Origin of the sequence: Streptomyces sp. AgN23 (genome assembly GCF_001598115.1) — a bacterium.
In the GTDB taxonomy this organism is placed as follows: domain Bacteria; phylum Actinomycetota; class Actinomycetes; order Streptomycetales; family Streptomycetaceae; genus Streptomyces; species Streptomyces antimycoticus.
Window position 1 is genome coordinate 5,179,954 of sequence record NZ_CP007153.1, and the last position, 18,408, is coordinate 5,198,361.

Here is an 18,408-nt window from a genome sequence, read left to right on the forward strand (position 1 = left end):
GGGACAGGGGGCGGGACCACCCGGGCCGGGCCCACCGAGGGCCAAATGGGGCAGAAAGTCCCCCTTAGGATGGAATCGCCGGCATGCCGAGGCGGGTTTCCTCCCCATGCGAGTCCATGGACGGATCCGATGCCCGCTCAGCCGCGGACACACGATCGCCTTCCTGGTGGCCGCCGCCTGTTACGCGGCGGTCCTCGCGGCCGTTCTCACCGGCTCGCAGCTCGTCCGGCTCGACTGGCAGGTGGCCCTGTTCAAGCCGTACAAACAGTGGCCGCAGCTGCGGCCGGTGCTGGACGCCTTCGTCATCACGGGCCAGCGCGGGCCCACCGCCCTGGCCGCCCTGGCCTGGGCCTGCTGGCGCGGTCGGCGGGCCCGAAGCCCGCGCCCGCCGCTGGTCCTGGGCCTGGCGCTGCTGCTGCTCAATGCGAGCGTCGGCGCCGTCAAGATCCTCACCGGGCGGGTGGGCCCGCTCTACGCCCAGAACCCCGGATCCGCCGAGCTCTTCCACGGCGGCGTGGTCTTCCCCTCCGGTCACACCGCCAACGCCGTCGTGGTCTGGGGCACCCTCGCCTATCTCGCCGGTCGCCACCGGCGGACGGGCGCGCTGATCGCCTGCGTGATGGCGCTGGGCATCGGTCTGACCACCGTCTATCTGGGCACCCACTGGGTGAGTGACGTCCTGGGCGGGTGGGTGGCGGGCGTCCTCGTCCTGCTGGTCCTCCCCCTCTTCGAACCGCTGATCGCGACCGTTTCCGCGTCCGTCTCCGCTCGTGCGGCGATGTACTCCATGGGCAGGTGAACCAAGTGGCGCTTCGCGTGCTGATCGCAGACGACCATGCGGTGGTCCGGCAGGGCCTACGCATGATCCTTGGGCTCGACAACGAAATCAAGGTGGTGGGCGAGACGACCAACGGCCGGGAAGCCGTACGGCTGGCCCGGGAGCTGTGCCCCGACGTCGTCCTGATGGATCTGCTGATGCCGGTGATGGACGGCGTATCGGCCACGGCCGAGATCCGCCAGGACCTTCCCGAGGTCGAGGTGGTGGCGCTGACCAGCTCCCTCGACGACGCCATGGTCATGGGCGCGGTCCGGGCGGGGGCCATCGGCTTCCTGCTGAAGAACGCCGAGGCCGACGACCTCCGCAACGCCGTGAAGGCCGCGGCCGCGGGCCAGATCCATGTCTCCCCGGCCGCGATCTCCCGGCTGATGGGCCAGGTCAGGGAGCCGAGCGGCCCCGAGCAGCTCACCGAGCGGGAGACCGAGGTCCTCACCATGCTCGCCCGCGGCAAGGCCAACAAGGAGATCGCCCACGATCTGCGGATCGGCCAGCAGACGGTGAAGACCTATGTCAGCCACATCCTGACCAAGCTGGGGGTGCACAGCCGGACCCAGGCGGCGGTCTACGCGGTGCAGTCCGGCCTGGTACCGGCGGGTGAACTCACCCCTCCGGAAGCACTGGAGTCGACGACGAGGGAGCAGTGGTGGTCGGCGTGATCAATACACGATGGACCCCGACCCGGCGGCGGCGGAGCGCCACCGTGCTCGCCGAGGTCACCCAACACATCCTGGCGGGCGAGACCGCCGACGCCACGCTCCGGCTGATCGCCCGCCGGGTGCGTGAGCTCCTGGGCGCCGATATGGCCCGGGTGATGGTGCTGGAGCCGGGCGACGTCCTGACGATACGAGCCACCGACGGTGCCCCATGGACCGCGCCGAGCGGACCGCTGACGCCCGGCGGCTCCTCCCCCGCCCGCCAGGCGATCCGCGCCGGACGGCCCACGGTCTCCAGCCACGAACGGCGCCCGCGCCGGCTCGGCCGGGACCCCCGGCAGGCGGTCCCGGCCTCGGTGCTGGACGCGCCGCTGCTGGTGCGCGGCCACCCCGTGGGGGTGATCGAGGTGGCGAACCGCGGCGGCGGGCGGCGGCTCAGCCATGCGGACGTGAGCACCGTGGGACGCTTCGCGGCCCCCGCGGCCCATGCGGTCGCCCAGATCCGGCACCGGGAACATCTGCGGCGGCTGGCCTCCGCGGCCGCCGGGCCGGGCTCCGCCGGTTCCGCGGGCTCCTCGGGGTCTTCGGGCCTGCCGGAGCCTTCGGGTTCCGCCTGGGGCTCGTCGGGTTCCTCGGCGTTCACCCGTTCCTCCGGCCCCTGCGTACGGCGGACCCTGGACTCGTTGGCCGCGGGCGCGGTGGCCCGTACCGGCGCGGCGAGCTGCACGGTCTATCTGCTGGAGCCCGGACCGTCGGCGAATCTGCGCCTGGTCGGCGGCGGCCACGGCCACACCCCGCCGTCCCGGAAACCGGCGCTGGAGGCGATCGCCGGGGCCGCGCCCGTCATCCACGGCGGTGGCCGTACCGGCACCGACGGCGACGGCCCGGCGCGGGGCGCGGTGGCCGCCTGGCCGCTGCTGCGCGAATCCACCGCGATCGGCGCGATGTGCTGCCACTTCCCGCCCGGCCGCGACCCCGGCGAGGCGGACATCACCCTCCTGGAGGTGATCGCGGGGCATGCGTCCTGCGCGGTGGAGAACGACCGGCAGCAGGGGGCCACCCAGGAGAGGTCCGTCCGCGAGGAGCGGCAGCGCATCTCGCGCGAGCTGCACGACTCGGTCTCGCAGGCGCTCTACGGCATCGCACTGGGTGCCCGTACCGCCCGCGAGATGCTGGAACGCGACATCGACAGCGCGGAGCCGGTGGGACGGGCCGAGACGCAGAGCCCGGGAGAAGGGGCGGTATGGGTCAATCCGGCGGCCGGCCACGAGGCCGTCGGGGAGGTGGTGGACCTCGCCGAGCTGGCCGAACTCGCCGAGCCCATCGAATACATACGGCGGCTCGCGGACGCCGCGATCGCCGAGACCCGGACCCTGCTGTGCCGGCTGCGGCCCGAATCGCTGGAGACCGAGGGCCTGGTCGCCGCGCTCGCCCAGCATGTCGAGGCGCTCCGGGCCCGGTACGGGATCACCACCGAGGCGAAGCTCGACACCGAACCGGAGACCACACCGGAGGCCAAGCACGCCCTGTACCGGATCGCCCAGGAGTCGCTGCACAACATCGCCAAGCATTCGCAGGCCCGGAACGTACGGCTCCATCTGCTCAACGAACCGGGCGCCGTCACCTTGACCGTCGCCGACGACGGCGTGGGCTTCGACTGCAAGGGCTCCTTCCCCGGCCATCTCGGGCTGCTCTCCATGCGGGAGCGGGCCCGTGAGGTGGGCGGCACGCTGAACGTGGACAGCCGCCCCGGACAGGGAAGCCGCATCCGGGCCAGGGTTCCGGCCACGAAGGATTCCTGAGCCGCCGTCCCGAAACCGGGCACCGGCAACATATGAGACATTTCTGTCCATGCGGCCGACCGTGCGGGACCGCGCGCCGGCGGACGGCCTCCGGGCCGCCCAAGCGGCGGTCGACGAGGGCCTGCTGAAGGCCACCAAGAGCGATGTGCCGTTCATCACCGAGGCGGAGCGGGAGCTGACCCGCACGGCGGGGTTACGCGGAGGCGGTCGCACGGCTGCGCACCCACCCGGACCTGGACCTGGCCCGCGAGGAGACCGCCCGTCAGGCCGATGCCGCCCGCGCGGCCCTGTCGACGCTCCCCGACTGCCCGGCGAGGGCCGCCCTGGAATCGCTCCGTGAGACGGTGATGCGGCGGGCCGACGCCGCTCCGCCGCCCGGGCCGGACCGCCCCTACGGCACCCAGTAGTCGTGGCTGACCACCAGCATCGACTGGAGTTGCACCCCGGCCGCGTAGGCGCGGGCCGGATCGGGCGGGGAACCGCACATCCGCGCCCACAGCGCGTCCAGCCAGCCCTGTGCCCCCTCGCCCTCCCCCTCGCCCCCGTCACCATCCTGCTCGCCCTCCGTCATCGCGGCGACCGCGAAGGGCGCGAAGAAGGCGGGCGAGCCAGGGTCCCCATAGGCCGTGCCGTCGAGCCGGTATCCGCTCCGGATTCCCCCGGGGTCACCGCCCGTCGCCGTCCTCGCCCAGCGGCTGAGCCCGCGCGCGGCCGCCCGGGTCCGTGCGTCGCCGCTGGTCACCGCGTCGGCGCCGAGCCGCCAAGGGGTGCGGCAGGCGTTCCAGTGGTAGTCGCCGTCATGCGGGCTCTCCAGCACCTTCCCCGGCGCGGGCCTCGGAGCGCCGGACGTGGTGTCCACGACGAAGTCGGGGAGCAGCCCGGTGGCCGGGGCATGGCGGGTGCGCAGCGCACCGGCCAGCGACAGCTGCGCGTCCAGCACCTCGTCCCACCGCGGATCGCCGGTCGCCGCCCGGAACGCCCGGAAGTGGTCCGGCATCCAGTCCGACGTACGGGAGACCTCGTCGAAGCGGCCCGAGGACCAGTCGCCCAGCTTGGTCAGCCGAGTGCCGGGGTGCACCTCACGCTCCATGACGGCGTCGATCCGCCGCAGCGCGAGCGCCTTGTAGTCGCCGTGGCCGCCGCCCCACTGCCGGTCCGCGAGCAGCAGTCCGTACGCGATGTCGAGGTCGCCGTCGGTCGCGGAGTCCCGTCCGCCGACGTCCCGGCCACCGGCGTCCTGCTGGGCGGCGTGCAGCTCGGGGTGGTTGACGGAGGGGTGGGCCAGCACATGCCGGAGGATGCCGTCGAAGAGGGCGTGGGCGTCGGGGTCGGCGCCCGCCATCAGCGCGATGATCACCAGTCCGTAGCCCTGGGCCTCGGCGACGAAGGGGTGTGCCGCGTCGGGGGTGAACACCGCGCACCGGCCCCGGCCGCCCACCTCGTCGCCCGAGCGGAGGAAGGACGCCTTCCATCGCCGGTAGTGCTCCAGGACCTGCCGGTCGGCCGCCGCCGGGTCGCCGGAGGGCCGGAGCGTGCCGGGGGCGTAGCGGACGGAGTGCGCGCCGAACGGGACGCGGGCCGCCTCGCGGGCCGTCATCGGATCCGGTGCCGCCGGGACCTCCGTGCCAGCCGCACCAGCCCGAGGACGATGTCGATCACCAGCACCACCACACCGATGACCAGCAGATAGCCCAGCCCGTGCACCACCCAGCCGATGAGGCCGAGCACGATGGCCACGATCACCAGGAACAGGAAGAGCGCCACGGCCGACACCTCTCCTCGCGCGTCAAGCGTCCTCGACCATCAGCGGCGTGCGAGCTGCCGCCCGCCGCCCGGACCCGACTGGTACGTCTTCCCGTAGTGCTGGAAGATCGCCCCCTCCTGCTCCGCGGGCAGCACATCGTCAATGCCGAGCGAGGGGGCCTTCTTCACCAGCGACCGTGCGTAGGAGACCTTCACATAGCCCGGCCCCACCACCGCGTCGTCCACCGGGACGAACACCAGCCGGTGGCGGGTGGGCAGTCCGGTGCGGACCGTGGCCATGGCGGGTTCATCGGTGGCGGTGGCCACGTAGATCGCCTCGAGCACCCCGATCTTGCGGCCCTGCTCATCGACGACATCCTGGTCACGCCACTCACGGATATCGGCTGGCTGGATCATGACGTATCACCCTCTGACCTCTGCCCCTCCAGCCTGCCTCCGCTCACCGTGAGACGCCACGCCACCCATCCACCAGGGGTAACGGGAGTGTTCGAACCAGCATGAATGGATCAGGTGTGCCGGAATCCCGATGGGGTACTCGCGGCGTCGAGGAGGTCGGTAATTATGGTTCCCCTGCTAGTCGTTCTTCTTCTCGCACTGCTTCTCTTCGGCGCCGGATTCGCCTTGAAAGCTCTGTGGTGGATCGCGGTCATCGTGCTCGCCGTCTGGCTGATCGGATTTATCGTCCGACCGACGGTCGGTGGGCGACGTGGGCGGTGGTACCGCTGGTAGCCCGAAGACCGTGCGGATAAAACCGACACGGCGCAGACCGAAGGGGCCCGGCCGGAGATTTCTCCGGCCGGGCCCCTTCGGTCTGCGTTCCTGTTGTTCTGTTGTTCCGTGGTGAAAGCCAGTGCGGCGGTGAGCGGAATTCGCTAAGCGTAGTACGCGACAAGCATTACGTGCCTAGTCGTCGGCGAGCATTCCGCGCCGCAGCCGACCCAGCGCGCGGCTGAGCAGCCGGGAGACGTGCATCTGGGAGACCCCGAGTTCGGCGCCGATCTCCGACTGGGTCAGCTCCTCGCCGAACCGCAGCTGCAGAATGCGGCGGTCCCGCTCACCGAGCTCTTCCACCAGCGGCTTGAGCGCGTGCAGATTCTCCACGGCCTCCATGGCCGGGTCGACGTCGCCGAACCGGTCCGCGTACGTGGTCACCCGCGTGGCCCCGCTCTCCTGCTCCGCGGGCGCGTCCAGCGAGGTGGTGAGATAGCCGTTGCTGGCCACCAGTCCGTCGACGACCTCGTCCTCGCTCAGCCGCAGATGCTCCGCGAGCTCAGCCGTGGTGGGCGACCGGTCCAGCCGCTGGAACAGCTCCTCGTTCGCCTTGGCAAGGTCGATCCGCAACTCCTGCAGACGGCGGGGAACATGCACCGCCCAGCTGGTGTCGCGGAAGAACCGCTTGATCTCGCCGACGATGTAAGGAACGGCGAAGGTGGTGAACTCGACCTCACGGCTCAGGTCGAACCGGTCGATCGCCTTGATCAGCCCGATGGTGCCGACCTGGACGATGTCCTCCATCTCCACCGAGCGGTTGTGGAACCGCCGGGCCGCGTACCGGACCAGCGACAGGTTGAGCTCGATGAGGGTGTTCCGCACGTACTGGTACTCGTGCGTCCCTTCCTCCAGCTCCGTCAGCCGGTCCAGGAACGTCTTGGTCAGCGCCCGCGCGTCCTTGGGCGCCACCTTCGCCGGATCGTCCACCGTGGGCAGATCGGACAGCCCGGCGTTCTCCATTCCATCCAGTGCAATGTCGCGTACCTGAACACCATGTGCTTGCTCAGCTTCGGCTGCCGTCAGTGTCGACATTGTCACGGGTGCCGTGTCGTTCACCGTCGCACTCCCTGTATCGGCTGCATGCATAGGCTGATTGGGGACCCGCCTACCCACCCTCCATGCCCCCATGCCTATTTCCTGCCGGCGGATGGCGGACAGCGAGCACCACCAGCCCCCCGACGAGGGCCAACGCCATGAGAACGGCCCCGAAGACAGTCGCCCCCGTTGTCAGCCCCGCCATCAAGGCGCTCCCCGAACCCCCCGACCTCCCGCCCCCGCTCCCGGAGCCGGCCGTGGAGGAGATCCGCCTGGAAACGGTCCTGGGCGCGCTGAGCGACCCCCTCCGCCTCCGCATCGTGCGCAAACTCCTCCTCGAATCGGAGCGGTTCGATCACACCTGCGGCTGGTTCGGGCTGGACCGCCCCAAGTCCTCGCTCACCCATCACTTCAAGGCCCTCCGCGAGGCAGGCATCACCCGTCAGCGCCAATACGGCCTGGAGCGCCGCAGCCACGTCCGGATCGCCGACCTCGATGCCCGCTTCCCCGGTCTTCTGGACCTCGTGGCCGACTGGACCCCGGCCGAGCGCTGACGGCGGGCGTTAGCCGGGCGTTAGCGAATCGGCAGCGGTCGTTAAGAGAACGCCAGCGGCGGCCGACACCATGGATGGTGCGTGAGCAGGAACCGCACCATCCGGAAGCCCATGGGGGTCGTCATGTCGCACCACATCCTCAACCGCCGAGTCCGCAAGGCCGGTGTGGCCGCGCTGATCGCCGCCGCCTCGGCCGTCGCCCTCACCGCCTGCGGGAGCGACGACTCGTCGTCCGACGCCAAGGGGAACTCCTCCTCCCACGCGTCGTCCTCCGCGAAGTCGTCGCAGTCGGACGCCTCGATCCACAACCAGGCGGGCCAGTCGGGCAAGCAGGCAACGACCCTGGGCTCGGGGTCCAGCCAGGCGCGGGCGACCGCCGAATGCCAGCCGGGGACGCTGCGGGCGACCCTGGACTCGGCCGGTACCTCCCAGGCGGGGATGAACCACCGGGGCACCTTCCTGCGGGTGAAGAACACCGGCGACGAGACCTGCGTGATCAGCGGCTACGCCGGGTTGGCCCTGGAGGGCGCCGGACACACCGCCATCAAGACCACCGCCCGCCACGGCAGCACCTACTTCGCCACCGACCCGGGCTCCCACCCGATCACCCTCGGACCGGGCAAGAGCGCCTGGGCCGACCTGGTGTGGACCACCACCGGCGCCTCGACCGCCCACGCGAAGTACCTGCAGATCTCCCCGACGGGCAGCAACTCCCACAGCACCGTCGCCTTCGGTGAGGACCTCGACAACGGCACCCTGTCGCTGACGGCCTGGTCCTCCAAGCCCCCCATCGACAGCTGACAACACGGCTGACAACACGGCAGACGACACGCGGAACCCCCGCCCGGACCCGGTCCGAGCGGGGGTTCCGCGCGTCCCGGCCACCCGCGCGGCGGCGTCAGGTCACCAGACCCTGGCGGTAGGCGTAGACAACCGCCTGGACGCGGTCCCGGAGGCCGAGCTTGGCGAGGATGCGTGACACGAAGGTCTTGACGGTCTCCTGGCTGATCACGAGGGTCCCGGCGATTTCGCTGTTGGAGAGGCCGTTCGCGATGAGGCGGAGGACTTCCAGTTCGCGAGGGGTCAGCGGGATGTCGCGCGGGGGACCCTCGGCGGGCCGGATGCGGGCGGCGTACGTGCCCACGAGCTGCCGCGTCACCTCGGGGTCCAGCAGTGCTGCCCCGGTGGCCACGGTCCGGATGCCGTGGAGCAGTTGGGACGGCGGCGCGTCCTTGAGCAGAAACCCGCTCGCCCCCGCGCGGAGCGCCTCGTAGACGTACTCGTCCAGGTTGAACGTGGTCACCACGAGCACCTTGACGGGATACGGCACCCCGGCACCGGCCAGCAGGCGGGTGGCCTCGATGCCGTCGAGCACCGGCATGCGTACGTCCATCACCACGACCTCCGGGCGCAGCCGGCCGGCGAGCTCGACCGCCGTCTGCCCGTCCCCGCACTCGCCCACCACTTCGAGGTCGGGCTGAGCGTCGATGATCGTCACCAGCCCGGTGCGGACCAGCACCTGATCGTCACAGACCAGGACCCGGATCGGCTCGGTGACGACGCTCGGCTTGATCACGACGGGCTCCTCGCGGGTATCCGTGCCCGCACGACGAAGCCGCCGCCCGTCCGCACGCCCGCGCTGAAGTCGCCGCCCAGGAGGTCGACCCGTTCGCGCAGCCCCGCCAGGCCCCGCCCGCTCCCGCCGGGCGACCCGGCCCGCGACCCGGCGGGGGACCCGGCCCGCGAGCCGGAACCGTCCGTGCTGACCTCCACGGTGATCTCCCTTGCGCCGTGGTGCACCTGGACCGAGGTGTGGCTGCCGTGAGCGTACTTGAGGGCATTCGTCAGGGCCTCCTGCACCACCCGGTAGGCCACGAAGTCGGCGCTGCCGGTCGACTCCGCCGGCGTGCCCTCCTCGGTGAACTCCACCGGCTGCCCGGCTCGCCGGGTCTGCTCCACGAGGGTGCGAAGCCTGCCGACGGCCGGTGTCCTGGTCTCGGTGCCGTAGTCGGGGTTGAGCAGATCGAGCAGGTGCCGCAGATCGGTGATGGCCCGTCGGCCGGTGTCGGTGACGGCGGTCAGGGCCTGGTCGAGCCGGTCGGGCGCGGCCGTCAGATAGCGTGCCGCCTCGGCCTGCACGACCATCGCGGTCACATGGTGGGTCACGACATCGTGGAGTTCGCGGGCGATGCGGGTGCGTTCGGCGGTGCGGGTGTGCTCGGCGACCCGGCGGCGGCGTTCGGCCTCCGCGACCCGGGTGGAGCGCAGCCACGACCCCATGCCCCACGGGAGGGCCAGCGCCAGGTAGTACATCAGGAACTCACCCGGCGATTCGGCGCCCGAACCGAGCCGGTGGAGCGCGACCGCCAGCGGCACATACGCCGCCGAGAAGAGGAGCGCGGTGGCACGCCGATGCCGTTCCAGGTGAGACCCCACGCTCAGCAGCGCGACGGGCACCGCGGTGCCCGCGAACGAGTGGTAGCCGCGGAGCTGGTCGACCGCGAAGCCGACCGACACCAGAGCGAGACAGACGATCGGCCACCGCCGCCGCACGGCGAGCGGAAGGCACTGGAGCGCGATTGCCACCACGGCCAGCACATCGAAGGGGCGGGCCGGCAGGCCGCCGAGCCGCGTCCCGTGGTTGTGGAACGCCGGCACGAGGGACCCGGCGAGGATCAGCAGCCCGAGCGGCAGATCCCGGACCGTGACGTCGAACCGGCGCCACAGCTCCGGCACCCGCCGAACAGCCATCACCGGCACCGGTCTCATCATCGACTCCTTCGTCCCTCCACAGCCAAAGCGCCGCGGGCGGAGGAAACGCTACGCAGGGAGATGTCCAACGCGGGCCCTACGCGCGGTCGGTGGCCTGTGAGGTGACACGCTCAATCGCCCGGACGGCGACATCGGGCTGGTCGACGTAGATGTAGTGCTCGCTGTTCTTGGCGGTGCTCAGCCTGCTGCGGCTGGAGACCGCCAGCCACTTGCGCTGGCCGTTGGTCCACGCCCGCTCCAGGCCCGGCCCGTAGTCGGGAACCGCCGCGAGGTACTGCTTCCCGTGATGGATCACCTCCACCGGGATGTCCCCGGCCGAACGGACCTTCCCGTCCGGCACCGTGAGCATCTCCGGCTCCCCGCCCTGAAGGATCGCGAGGGTCTGATCACGCAATGCGACCGCCGGGCCGGTGGCGGATTCAGGAATTCCCTTGTTGAGATCAGCGCTCTGCGTCGGCGAGGTGGCGTCCATCAAGACCAGCCCCTTGACCCTGTCCTGATGCTCGGGGGCATACCGGGCGGCGATCAGCCCGCCCAGCGAATGCCCCGCCAGCACGACCGGACGGTCACCGGCGACACGATCGAGCACGGCGGTCAGAACCTTCCCCGTGCTCTCGAGGGTCTGAGGCCCATCGGGCTCGTCACTGGCCCCTTCGCCGAACCGGTCATAGGCACAGACCCGATTCTTCTCACTCAGGGTCTTCTGAATACCGGCCACCTTCTCCAGCCCATCGCCACCCCCGGCCAAAAGCACGATGACCGGCCGGTCGTCCGCCGACGTACCCGCACAGGACACATTCACCAACCGCCCGCCGACCTCGATCTTCTTGGCGCCGGTGAGCAGGCCCTCATCAGCCGCCTTCTCCGGAGCGGCAGCGGACCTCCCGCCGGCGGACGCGTCCGCATCCGCCTTCGTGGAGTCCTCACAGCCGACAAGCCCCACACCTGCCACGGCACACGACAGCGCGATCACAGCCGACAGCCGACCATTGCGGACCATGTTTGCTCCCCAGTAAGAGAATTGACGCCGAAAAGGCTGCTTTTCCGTGGCGATCGTGCAATGCGCCGCCATATCCGCAGCCGAACCGCCGCGGCGATCTCGAACGCTACGGATCCGGCCCCCCCGGAATCGTCACCACATGGTGGACACCTACGCGTAGCTCGCACGGGGGACAGCCCCACAAGGCCCGGCACGAGCCAGGTCACGGCATCTGCGCCGAACAAAAAAGGCCCAGGTCACAGAGAATGTGACCTGGGCCTCAAGTGAGCCGCCTAAGGGAATCGAACCCTTGACCTACGCATTACGAGTGCGTCGCTCTGGCCGACTGAGCTAAGGCGGCATGCCGCGGAGCCAGATTGGCAGCAGCAGCGTCGCCAAGTCTACACAGTTTCGAGGGGTGCTCCGTACGGGGCAGGGCGCGGCCCGGGCGGGGCCGGGGCTGGTCAGCGGCAGCGGGTGTGGGGGGCGGGCGGGCGGCCGGTGAGGAGGTAGGTGTTGATCGCGTTGTCGATGCAGCTGCTGCCGCGGCCGTAGGCCGTATGGCCGTCGCCGTCGTAGGTGAGGAGGGTGGCGGAGGAGAGCTGGGTGGCCAGCGCGCGGGCCCAGGGGTAGGGGGTGGCGGGGTCGCGGGTGGTGCCGACGACGACGATGGGGGCGGCGCCCTTGGCGTGCAGGGCGTGGGGGGTGCCGGTCGGGCGGACGGGCCAGTAGGCACAGTTCAGGGCCGCCCAGGCGAGGGCACCGCCGAAGACGGGGGATGCCTTCTGGAAGGCGGGGATGGACTTCTTGACCTCGGCGGGGGTGCGGAAGGCGGGTGGGAGGTCGAGGCAGTTGACGGCGGGGTTGGCGTACATGAGGTTGGCGTACGAGCCGTCGGTGTCGCGCTCGTAGTAGAGGTCGGCCAGGCTGAGCAGACCGGCGCCCTGGCCGCGCATCGCGGAGCGGAGGGCGGTGCGCAGCTGAGGCCAGGCGGTCTCGTCGTACATGGCGGAGATCACGCCCATGGTGGCGAGGGGCTCGCCCAGGGCGCGGGACTCGCCGGTGGGGACCGGATGGGAGTCGAGGCGGGTGAAGAAGGCGCTGAGCCGGTCGCGGGCGGCGGCCACGGAGCCGGTACCGAGGGGGCAGCCGGTGCGGCGTACACAGTCCTCGGCGAAGGCGGTGAAGGCGGTTTCGAAACCGGCGGTCTGGTCGCGGTTGATGCGCCGGGAGGACAGCGTCGGGTCGAGGGCGCCGTCGAGGACGAGACGGCCCACGCGGTGGGGGTAGAGGTCGGCGTAGGTCGCGCCGAGGAAGGTGCCGTAGGAGGCACCCACGTAATGGAGCTTCCGGTCCCCCAGCGCGGCGCGCAGCACATCCATGTCGCGGGCCGCCTCGACCGTCGAGACATGGCGGAGGATCCGGCCGGAGCGGGCCTCACAGCCGTGCGCGAACTTCTTGTAGGCGGCGACGAGACGATCGGTCTCGCCACGGCCGTCGGGCGTCTGGTCGGTCTGGGTGAAGGCGTCCATCTGCTTGTTGCTCAGACAGGTGACGGGCTCGCTGTCGGCCACGCCGCGCGGGTCCATCGCCACCATGTCGTAGCGGGCGCGCACCCGGGTCGGGTAGCCCACGGCCGCGAAGCTCTGCAGATAGCCGACCGCGGAGCCGCCGGGGCCGCCGGGGTTCACCAGGAGCGAGCCGAGGGAGCGGCCGGGGCCGGTCGCCTTCTTACGGGAGACGGCGAGGCTCAGGTCCCGGCCGGAGCCGGGTCTCGCGTAGTCGAGCGGGGCCTTGAGCGTGGCGCATTCGAAGTCCGCGCCCCCGCAGGGACGCCAGCTCAGCGACTGCTCGTAGTACGGCCTGAGAGCGGCGGGGACGGCCTTCTTCGACATCGACGCGGCGGGCGGCGCGGAGGCGTCGGCGGAGCAGCCGGAGGACAGCAGGGCGGCGGAGGCGAGGGCGGCGCCGAGGGTCCGGAACGGGCGGCTGCTGTGCGGAGCGTTCATGGGCTGATCCCTCGGTTCGGGCGGTCGAGTCGCGGGATCGCGCCGGTCGGATCATCCGGATCACGTCGAGCAAGGTGATCCAGGTGGCCAGGGCGGTCAGGGTGATCGCCCTGACCGCTCGGGTCCTGGAGATCGGATCCTGGAAATCGGGTCCTGGAGATCGAGCCCTGGACATACGGCCGGTTTGCCCCCTTACGGAGGGTATCCGCACGGACACGCTTCATGCGCCCGACAGCGAACCCATACGGGTGACTCAGCCGGCCCGCAGCGCCATGGTCATCGCCTCGACCGCCAGCAGCGGCGCCACATTGCTGTCCAGCGCCTGACGGCACGCCGTGATCGCCTCGATCCGGCGCAGCGTCCGCTCGGGCTTCGAACCCGAGGCGATCCGCTCCAGCGCGTCCCGTACGTCGGTGTTGGCGAGCGCGACCTGGGAGCCGAGCTGGAGAGCCAGCACATCGCGGTAGAAGGCGATCAGATCGGTGAGCGCGAGGTCGAGAGTGTCGCGCTGGGTGCGGGTGGCACGGCGCTTCTGGCGGTCCTGGAGATCCTTCATGGCCCCGGCCGTGCCGCGCGGCAGCCGCCCGCCCGTACCGGCGGCGGCGCCCAGGGCGGCGCGCAGCTCCTCGGTCTCCTTGACGTCGACCTCCTCCGCCACCTGCTTGGCGTCCTCGGCCGCCGCGTCGATCAGCTCCTGGGCCGCCTTGAGGCAGCCGCCCACGTCGTCGACGCGGAGCGGGAGCTTCAGGACGGCGGCGCGGCGGGCGCGGGCCCGCTCGTCGGTGGCCAGTCGGCGGGCGCGGTCGATATGGCCCTGGGTGGCGCGGGCGGCGGAGGCGGCGAGCTCGGGGTCGATGCCGTCGCGCCGGACGAGGAGGTCCGCGACGGCGTCCACCGGAGGCGTGCGGAGGGTGAGGAGACGGCAGCGGGAGCGGATCGTGGGCAGCACATCCTCCAGCGAGGGCGTGCACAGCAGCCATACGGTGCGCGGCGCGGGCTCCTCGACGGCCTTGAGGAGAACATTGCCCGCGCCCTCGGTAAGGCGGTCGGCGTCCTCCATGACGATCACCTGCCACCGGCCGCCGGCGGGCGACAGCTGGGCACGGCGGACGAGTTCCCGGGTCTCCTTGACGCCGATGGTGAGCATGTCCGTACGGACCACCTCCACATCGGCGTGGGTGCCGACGAGTGCGGTGTGACAGCCGTCGCAGAAGCCGCAGCCGGGGGCGCCGCCGAGCGCCCGGTCCGGGCTGACGCACTGCAGCGCGGCGGCGAAGGCGCGGGCCGCGGTGGCCCGGCCGGAGCCGGGCGGGCCGGTGAACAGCCAGGCGTGGGTCATCTTGGACGACGCCATGGGCTCCGCGGCCGGGGCCGCCTCGCCCGCCGCCGTGACCAGGGCGTCCGCGTCCCGCGCGGCAGCCGTCAGCTGGGCCGCTACTCGGTCCTGCCCGACCAGGTCGTCCCACACCGCCATGGCTGCCTCCGCCGTTCGTGCTTACGGCATCCCATTGTGGGCCACCCCACCGACAGCCGAGCACGCCGTCGGCGGGGCGTCCGGCTGGGCGGGCCGTCAGTGGGTCTCCGTCGGTCGGCCTCCGTCAGGGGCCTCCGGTACGGGGGCCTCGTCGGCGCCTGCCGTCAGCGGCTACTCGCCGGCGCTCCTGCCGTCAGCGCCCCAACGTGTCACCGTGCCGTCGGCGGCCCTGTCCGTGGCGGCCTCGCCGAGATACGCCTCGGCGTCGCGCTCGAGCTTCCGCAGCACCCGCGCGGAGATCTCCTGCGCGGTGTAGCGCTTGCCGTCGATGTCACCGGTGACGGGACTGCGCCACCGGTCCTCGCCCACGTGGTCATCGGTGCCCTGCCGCCAGCAGGCCCGGTCAAGCGCCCGACGTCGCCGATCCGCCGTCAGCGACCACCCGCCGGCGCCATGCCGCACCGCCCTGCCGTCAGGGCCCTGCCGTCAGCGGCGTCGGCCGTCCTCGTCGTCGCGGGGGCCGAGCAGCTCGTCGGCCAGCGACGGGAGGTCGTCCAGCGGGGTCTCCTCCGCCCACTCGGGACGGCGGCGGCGCGGACGCGGCGATTCCGCACCGCCCTGCGCCTGGCCCTGGCCGTGGCCCTGGCCCTGGCCCTGGCCGTGGCCGTGGCCGTGGCCATACTGCGGCATCTCGCGCGTGCGCTCGTTCCCCTCGCCCTGACCCTGCTCCTGCACCTGCTCCTGCCGGAACAGCCACGGCGGGACCCGGTCCGCCGGGTCGGCGGACCGCTCGTCCCGTACGGGCGGCAGCACGGCCGTTTCGTCGGCCGCGTTCGTAGGCGGCTCGGCGGGCGGCTGGGGCAGGACGGCCGTCTCCTCGGCGTCCGGGCCGCCCCGGCGCTCCGGGCCGCCCTGGGGCCATACGGGCGGCAGCACCGCTGTCCCGTCCGCGTCCTGCCCGGCGGCGGGACGGCCGGAGCCGCCCTCGCCGACGTACTCCGCCCACGGGTCGAACCGCGGCGTCTGGACCGTCTTCGTCGAGTCCGGGTCGCCGGCGGCAGGGCCGGCCGCGTCCCGGGCACCGCCGGTGTCCTGGGAACCGTCCGCATCGTGCGGCGGCGGGGCCGGGGCCTCGGTCTCCACGGTCGGCGCCTCGGCCCCCGAGGAGGCCGCCGCATCCGCCGCGTCCGCCGCCAGTCGCGCCTGCTCCGCCCGCAGCAGCGCCTCCTCGGCCTTGCGCTGCTCCTCCTGGCGGCGCGCCTCGGCCTCGGCCCGCCGCAGCGACTCCGCCTCCGCCTCCAGGCGGCGCCGCTCCTCGTCGGCGGCGCGGGCGCGGTCCTCGGCCTCGATGCGCTTACGGTCCTCCTCGGCCCTGCGGCGCGCGTCCTCGGCCCGCTGACGAGCCGCCTCCGCCTGCCGCTCGGCCTCGCGCTGGCGGGCCTCCTCCAGCTCGCGGCGCTTGCGCTCCTCCTCCTCGGCGCGCGCCTTGGCGAGCGCTTCCTGGCGCTCGCGCTCCAGCCGCTCCTCCTCGGCCTTACGGGCGGCCTCTTCCTCGGCGCGGCGGCGGGCCTCCTCCTCTGCGGCCTTACGGGCCTCCTCCTGGGCCTTCACCTCCGCGTCGGACAGCGGCAGCATCTGGTCCAGACGGTGGCGCACCACGGAGGTGACCGCCTCCGGAAGCTGCCCGGCGTCGGCGACGAGATAGCGGGCCGGGTCGGCGGCGGCGAGGGCCAGGAATCCGGCCCGTACGCGCTGGTGAAACTCGGCGGGCTCGGACTCGAGCCGGTCCGGGGCCTCGGTGAAGCGCTCGCGCGCGGTCTCCGGCGAGACGTCCAGCAGCACCGTCAGATGCGGCACCAAGCCGTTCGTCGCCCAGCGCGAGATACGGGCGATCTCGGTCGCGGCGAGGTCGCGGCCGGCGCCCTGGTAGGCCACGGACGAGTCGATGTAGCGGTCGGAGATGACGACCGCGCCGCGCTCCAGCGCCGGGCGGACCACGGTGTCGACATGCTCGGCGCGGTCCGCCGCGTACAGCAGCGCCTCGGCGCGGTGCGAGATCCCGGCGGACGAGACGTCGAGCAGGATCGAGCGGAGCCGCTTGCCGATCGCGGTCGCGCCCGGCTCACGGGTCACCACGACCTCGTGGCCCTTGGCCCTTATCCACTCGGCCAGCGCCTCCACCTGCGTGGACTTGCCCGAACCGTCGCCGCCCTCGATGGCGATGAAGAAACCGGTGGCGGTCGGGCCCTCGTCCGCGCCCCCGCCGCCGAGCAGCGCCTCGCGCAGATCGCGCCGCAGCGGCACTCCCTGCCGGTCGTCGGTCCGGCCCAGGACCAGCGCGGCGACGGGCAGCAGCAGCGCTCCCACCAGCATCAGGGTGAAGGCCGCGCCGCCGTGGGCGAAGACGAAATCGCCACTGCCGAGCCGGTGCGGTCCGATGACGGCGGCGAGCAGCGGCGCGACGACCGCGCCGAACCCGACGCTGACGCGGACGACGGCCTGCAGATGCGCGGTCATCCGGGGCCGGCGGGCCTCCTCGGACTCCTGGTCCAGGAGGGCATGGCCGGTGTGGGCGGCGATCCCGGCCAGCACGCCCGCGACCAGGGCGATCAGCACGACGGTGGTCGTGTCGTGCACCAGACCCACCGTGAGCAGCGCGAGCCCGGTCAGCGCGACCGACAGCGCCAGCAGCCTGCGCCGCGACAGTCCCGGCAGGAACTTCGGGGCCCAGCGGATGCCCAGGGCCGGACCGCCGGCCAGCACGAGGGCGAGCAGCGCGAAGGCGACCGGCCCGCCGCCGAGGTCCACGGCCTGCAGCGGGGCGACGCCCACGGCCGCGGCGATCGCGCCCGCCACCCCGGCGCAGGCGAGCACCAGCAGCGGAACGGCACCGGTGCGGCCCTTGTCGGCGCCGGTACCGGAGGCGGCGCGGGGCCGGCGCAGCCCCTCCAGGGGGGAGCGGGTGCGGCTGGTCTGCGCGCCGGGCAGTTCGAGGAAGGTGAGGATCGAGATCGACGCGGCGAAGAGTCCGGCGCCGACGTACGAGCCGAGGGCGGCCTGGTGGGTCTGGAACCACTCCACGCCGGTGCCCAGCAGCCTGCCGATGAGGGTGACGACGAGCAGCCCGGCGGCGGCGATCGGCAGCGTCAGGAAGTTCGTACGGAGCGAGAGCCGCCGCAGCGCGTCCAGGTGGTCGGGCAGCGGGCGCACCGCCGCGCCCTCGGCGGGCGGTGCCGGGAGCAGCGAGGGCGCCGCGCCGTCCTTGGCGACGGTCCAGAAGCGCTCCGCGACGCCGACGACGAAGGTCGTGATGAGCAGCCAGGCGACGGCGTCGGCCGGGGCCCAGTCGATCCACAGCGGCGCGATGAGGAGCAGCACCAGCCGCAGACCGTCCGCGCCGACCATGGTCCAGCGGCGGTCCAGCGGACCGGAGGGGCCGATGAGCGCGGCGAGCGGCCCGAGCAGCACCGCGCCGAACAGCACGGTCGCCAGGAGCCGTACGCCCAGCACCACCGCGACCGCGAAGGCGGCGCCGCGATACCCGCCGCCGAAGGAGTCGGCGGCCACGGACGCCTGCAGCGTCAGCAGCACCAGCACCAGCACGGCGAGCGCGTCCCCCACGCCGCCGACGAGTTGGGCGCTCCAGAGCCGTCGCAGCGGCTGATAGCGCAGCAGGGCTCGTACGGCCCGCTCGCGGGAGTCCGCGGCAAGGGCACCGGAAGTGGCGGTCACGTCCGTTGGCTGCTCTCGCGTCATC

The 18,408-nt window shown here is 72.4% G+C and carries 15 protein-coding genes, 1 tRNA gene and 2 pseudogenes; 6 read left to right on the top strand and 12 right to left on the bottom strand.

The features are described from left to right. Positions 1-124: 124 nt before the first annotated feature. From AS97_RS22135 to AS97_RS22145, 3 genes and pseudogenes are all read left to right on the top strand, one after another. A pseudogene (locus AS97_RS22135) lies at positions 125-742 on the top strand (phosphatase PAP2 family protein); the annotation flags it as partial. A 62-nt stretch (positions 743-804) separates the two neighbouring features. After that, a complete protein-coding gene (locus AS97_RS22140) occupies positions 805-1,494 on the top strand; it encodes a response regulator transcription factor (protein ID WP_059142423.1) in 690 nt (229 codons plus the stop codon). Then, the gene (locus AS97_RS22145) at positions 1,491-3,293 is read left to right on the top strand and encodes a GAF domain-containing protein (RefSeq protein ID WP_210565507.1); all 1,803 of its coding nucleotides are present in this window, start codon (positions 1,491-1,493) and stop codon (positions 3,291-3,293) included. Before AS97_RS22140 ends, AS97_RS22145 begins: the two co-directional genes overlap by 4 nt. Positions 3,294-3,684: 391 nt before the next feature. Here AS97_RS22145 and AS97_RS22150 read toward each other — a convergent pair whose 3' ends face one another. From AS97_RS22150 to AS97_RS22160, 3 genes are read right to left on the bottom strand one after another with little or no spacing between them, the layout of a single operon-like run. Continuing rightward, entirely contained in the window at positions 3,685-4,890 is a 1,206-nt protein-coding gene (locus AS97_RS22150) for a glycosyl hydrolase family 8 (RefSeq protein WP_059142421.1), read from the bottom strand. Continuing rightward, positions 4,887-5,057, bottom strand: coding sequence for a hypothetical protein (locus tag AS97_RS22155; RefSeq protein ID WP_014061701.1), 171 nt, complete (start codon positions 5,055-5,057; stop codon positions 4,887-4,889). The genes AS97_RS22150 and AS97_RS22155 overlap by 4 nt, the downstream gene beginning before the upstream one ends. Before the next feature lie 39 nt (positions 5,058-5,096). Beyond that, the gene (locus AS97_RS22160; RefSeq protein WP_059142420.1) at positions 5,097-5,453 is read right to left on the bottom strand and encodes a PRC-barrel domain-containing protein; all 357 of its coding nucleotides are present in this window, start codon (positions 5,451-5,453) and stop codon (positions 5,097-5,099) included. A 165-nt stretch (positions 5,454-5,618) separates the two neighbouring features. Between AS97_RS22160 and AS97_RS47530 the strand changes: the two genes are divergently transcribed. After that, a complete protein-coding gene (locus AS97_RS47530; protein WP_059142419.1) occupies positions 5,619-5,786 on the top strand; it encodes a hypothetical protein in 168 nt (55 codons plus the stop codon). Between the two features lie 174 nt (positions 5,787-5,960). On the opposite strand, the gene AS97_RS22165 is transcribed toward AS97_RS47530, so the two are convergent. Continuing rightward, positions 5,961-6,788 (bottom strand): RNA polymerase sigma factor SigF, encoded by an 828-nt coding sequence (locus tag AS97_RS22165; protein WP_247204461.1) that lies wholly within the window; start codon positions 6,786-6,788, stop codon positions 5,961-5,963. Between the two features lie 233 nt (positions 6,789-7,021). On the opposite strand from AS97_RS22165, the gene AS97_RS22170 reads away from it, so the two are divergent. Continuing rightward, positions 7,022-7,417 (top strand): helix-turn-helix domain-containing protein, encoded by a 396-nt coding sequence (locus AS97_RS22170; protein WP_210565508.1) that lies wholly within the window; start codon positions 7,022-7,024, stop codon positions 7,415-7,417. An 81-nt stretch (positions 7,418-7,498) separates the two neighbouring features. After that, positions 7,499-8,218, top strand: a complete 720-nt coding sequence (locus AS97_RS22175; protein WP_247204462.1) for a DUF4232 domain-containing protein — start codon at positions 7,499-7,501, stop codon at positions 8,216-8,218. Positions 8,219-8,315: 97 nt separating this feature from the next. Here AS97_RS22175 and AS97_RS22180 read toward each other — a convergent pair whose 3' ends face one another. The 8 genes and pseudogenes from AS97_RS22180 to tmk all read right to left on the bottom strand — a co-directional run bounded on the left by AS97_RS22180 (position 8,316) and on the right by tmk (position 18,407). After that, positions 8,316-8,990, bottom strand: a complete 675-nt coding sequence (locus AS97_RS22180; protein ID WP_210567257.1) for a response regulator transcription factor — start codon at positions 8,988-8,990, stop codon at positions 8,316-8,318. After that, a complete protein-coding gene (locus AS97_RS22185) occupies positions 8,990-10,171 on the bottom strand; it encodes a histidine kinase (protein ID WP_210567258.1) in 1,182 nt (393 codons plus the stop codon). The genes AS97_RS22180 and AS97_RS22185 overlap by 1 nt, the downstream gene beginning before the upstream one ends. A gap of 94 nt (positions 10,172-10,265) precedes the next feature. Beyond that, positions 10,266-11,189 (bottom strand): alpha/beta fold hydrolase, encoded by a 924-nt coding sequence (locus AS97_RS22190; RefSeq protein WP_059142416.1) that lies wholly within the window; start codon positions 11,187-11,189, stop codon positions 10,266-10,268. A gap of 266 nt (positions 11,190-11,455) precedes the next feature. Next, positions 11,456-11,529 (bottom strand) — tRNA-Thr (locus AS97_RS22195). A 103-nt stretch (positions 11,530-11,632) separates the two neighbouring features. After that, positions 11,633-13,177 carry an alpha/beta hydrolase gene (locus AS97_RS22200; RefSeq protein WP_210565509.1) on the bottom strand — a complete coding sequence of 515 codons (1,545 nt, stop codon included), beginning with the start codon at positions 13,175-13,177 and terminating at the stop codon, positions 11,633-11,635. Positions 13,178-13,430: 253 nt separating this feature from the next. Then, complete coding sequence (locus tag AS97_RS22205; RefSeq protein WP_210565510.1) at positions 13,431-14,651, bottom strand: DNA polymerase III subunit delta'; 1,221 nt, start codon at positions 14,649-14,651, stop codon at positions 13,431-13,433. A gap of 231 nt (positions 14,652-14,882) precedes the next feature. Beyond that, positions 14,883-15,023 (bottom strand): annotated as a pseudogene (locus tag AS97_RS22210) (Hsp70 family protein); the annotation flags it as partial. Positions 15,024-15,137: 114 nt separating this feature from the next. Beyond that, positions 15,138-18,407, bottom strand: coding sequence for a dTMP kinase (tmk, locus tag AS97_RS22215; protein WP_210565511.1), 3,270 nt, complete (start codon positions 18,405-18,407; stop codon positions 15,138-15,140). Position 18,408 lies beyond the last annotated feature (1 nt).

Coding starts and splice junctions, on each gene's coding strand:
- AS97_RS22170 (WP_210565508.1), top strand. CDS start 7,022: ATGAGAACGGCCCCGAAGACAGTCGCCCCCGTTGTCAGCCCCGCCATC.
- AS97_RS22190 (WP_059142416.1), bottom strand. CDS start 11,189: ATGGTCCGCAATGGTCGGCTGTCGGCTGTGATCGCGCTGTCGTGTGCC.
- AS97_RS22165 (WP_247204461.1), bottom strand. CDS start 6,788: ATGGAGAACGCCGGGCTGTCCGATCTGCCCACGGTGGACGATCCGGCG.
- AS97_RS47530 (WP_059142419.1), top strand. CDS start 5,619: ATGGTTCCCCTGCTAGTCGTTCTTCTTCTCGCACTGCTTCTCTTCGGC.
- AS97_RS22200 (WP_210565509.1), bottom strand. CDS start 13,177: ATGAACGCTCCGCACAGCAGCCGCCCGTTCCGGACCCTCGGCGCCGCC.
- AS97_RS22160 (WP_059142420.1), bottom strand. CDS start 5,453: ATGATCCAGCCAGCCGATATCCGTGAGTGGCGTGACCAGGATGTCGTC.
- AS97_RS22205 (WP_210565510.1), bottom strand. CDS start 14,651: ATGGCGGTGTGGGACGACCTGGTCGGGCAGGACCGAGTAGCGGCCCAG.
- tmk (WP_210565511.1), bottom strand. CDS start 18,407: ATGACGCGAGAGCAGCCAACGGACGTGACCGCCACTTCCGGTGCCCTT.
- AS97_RS22150 (WP_059142421.1), bottom strand. CDS start 4,890: ATGACGGCCCGCGAGGCGGCCCGCGTCCCGTTCGGCGCGCACTCCGTC.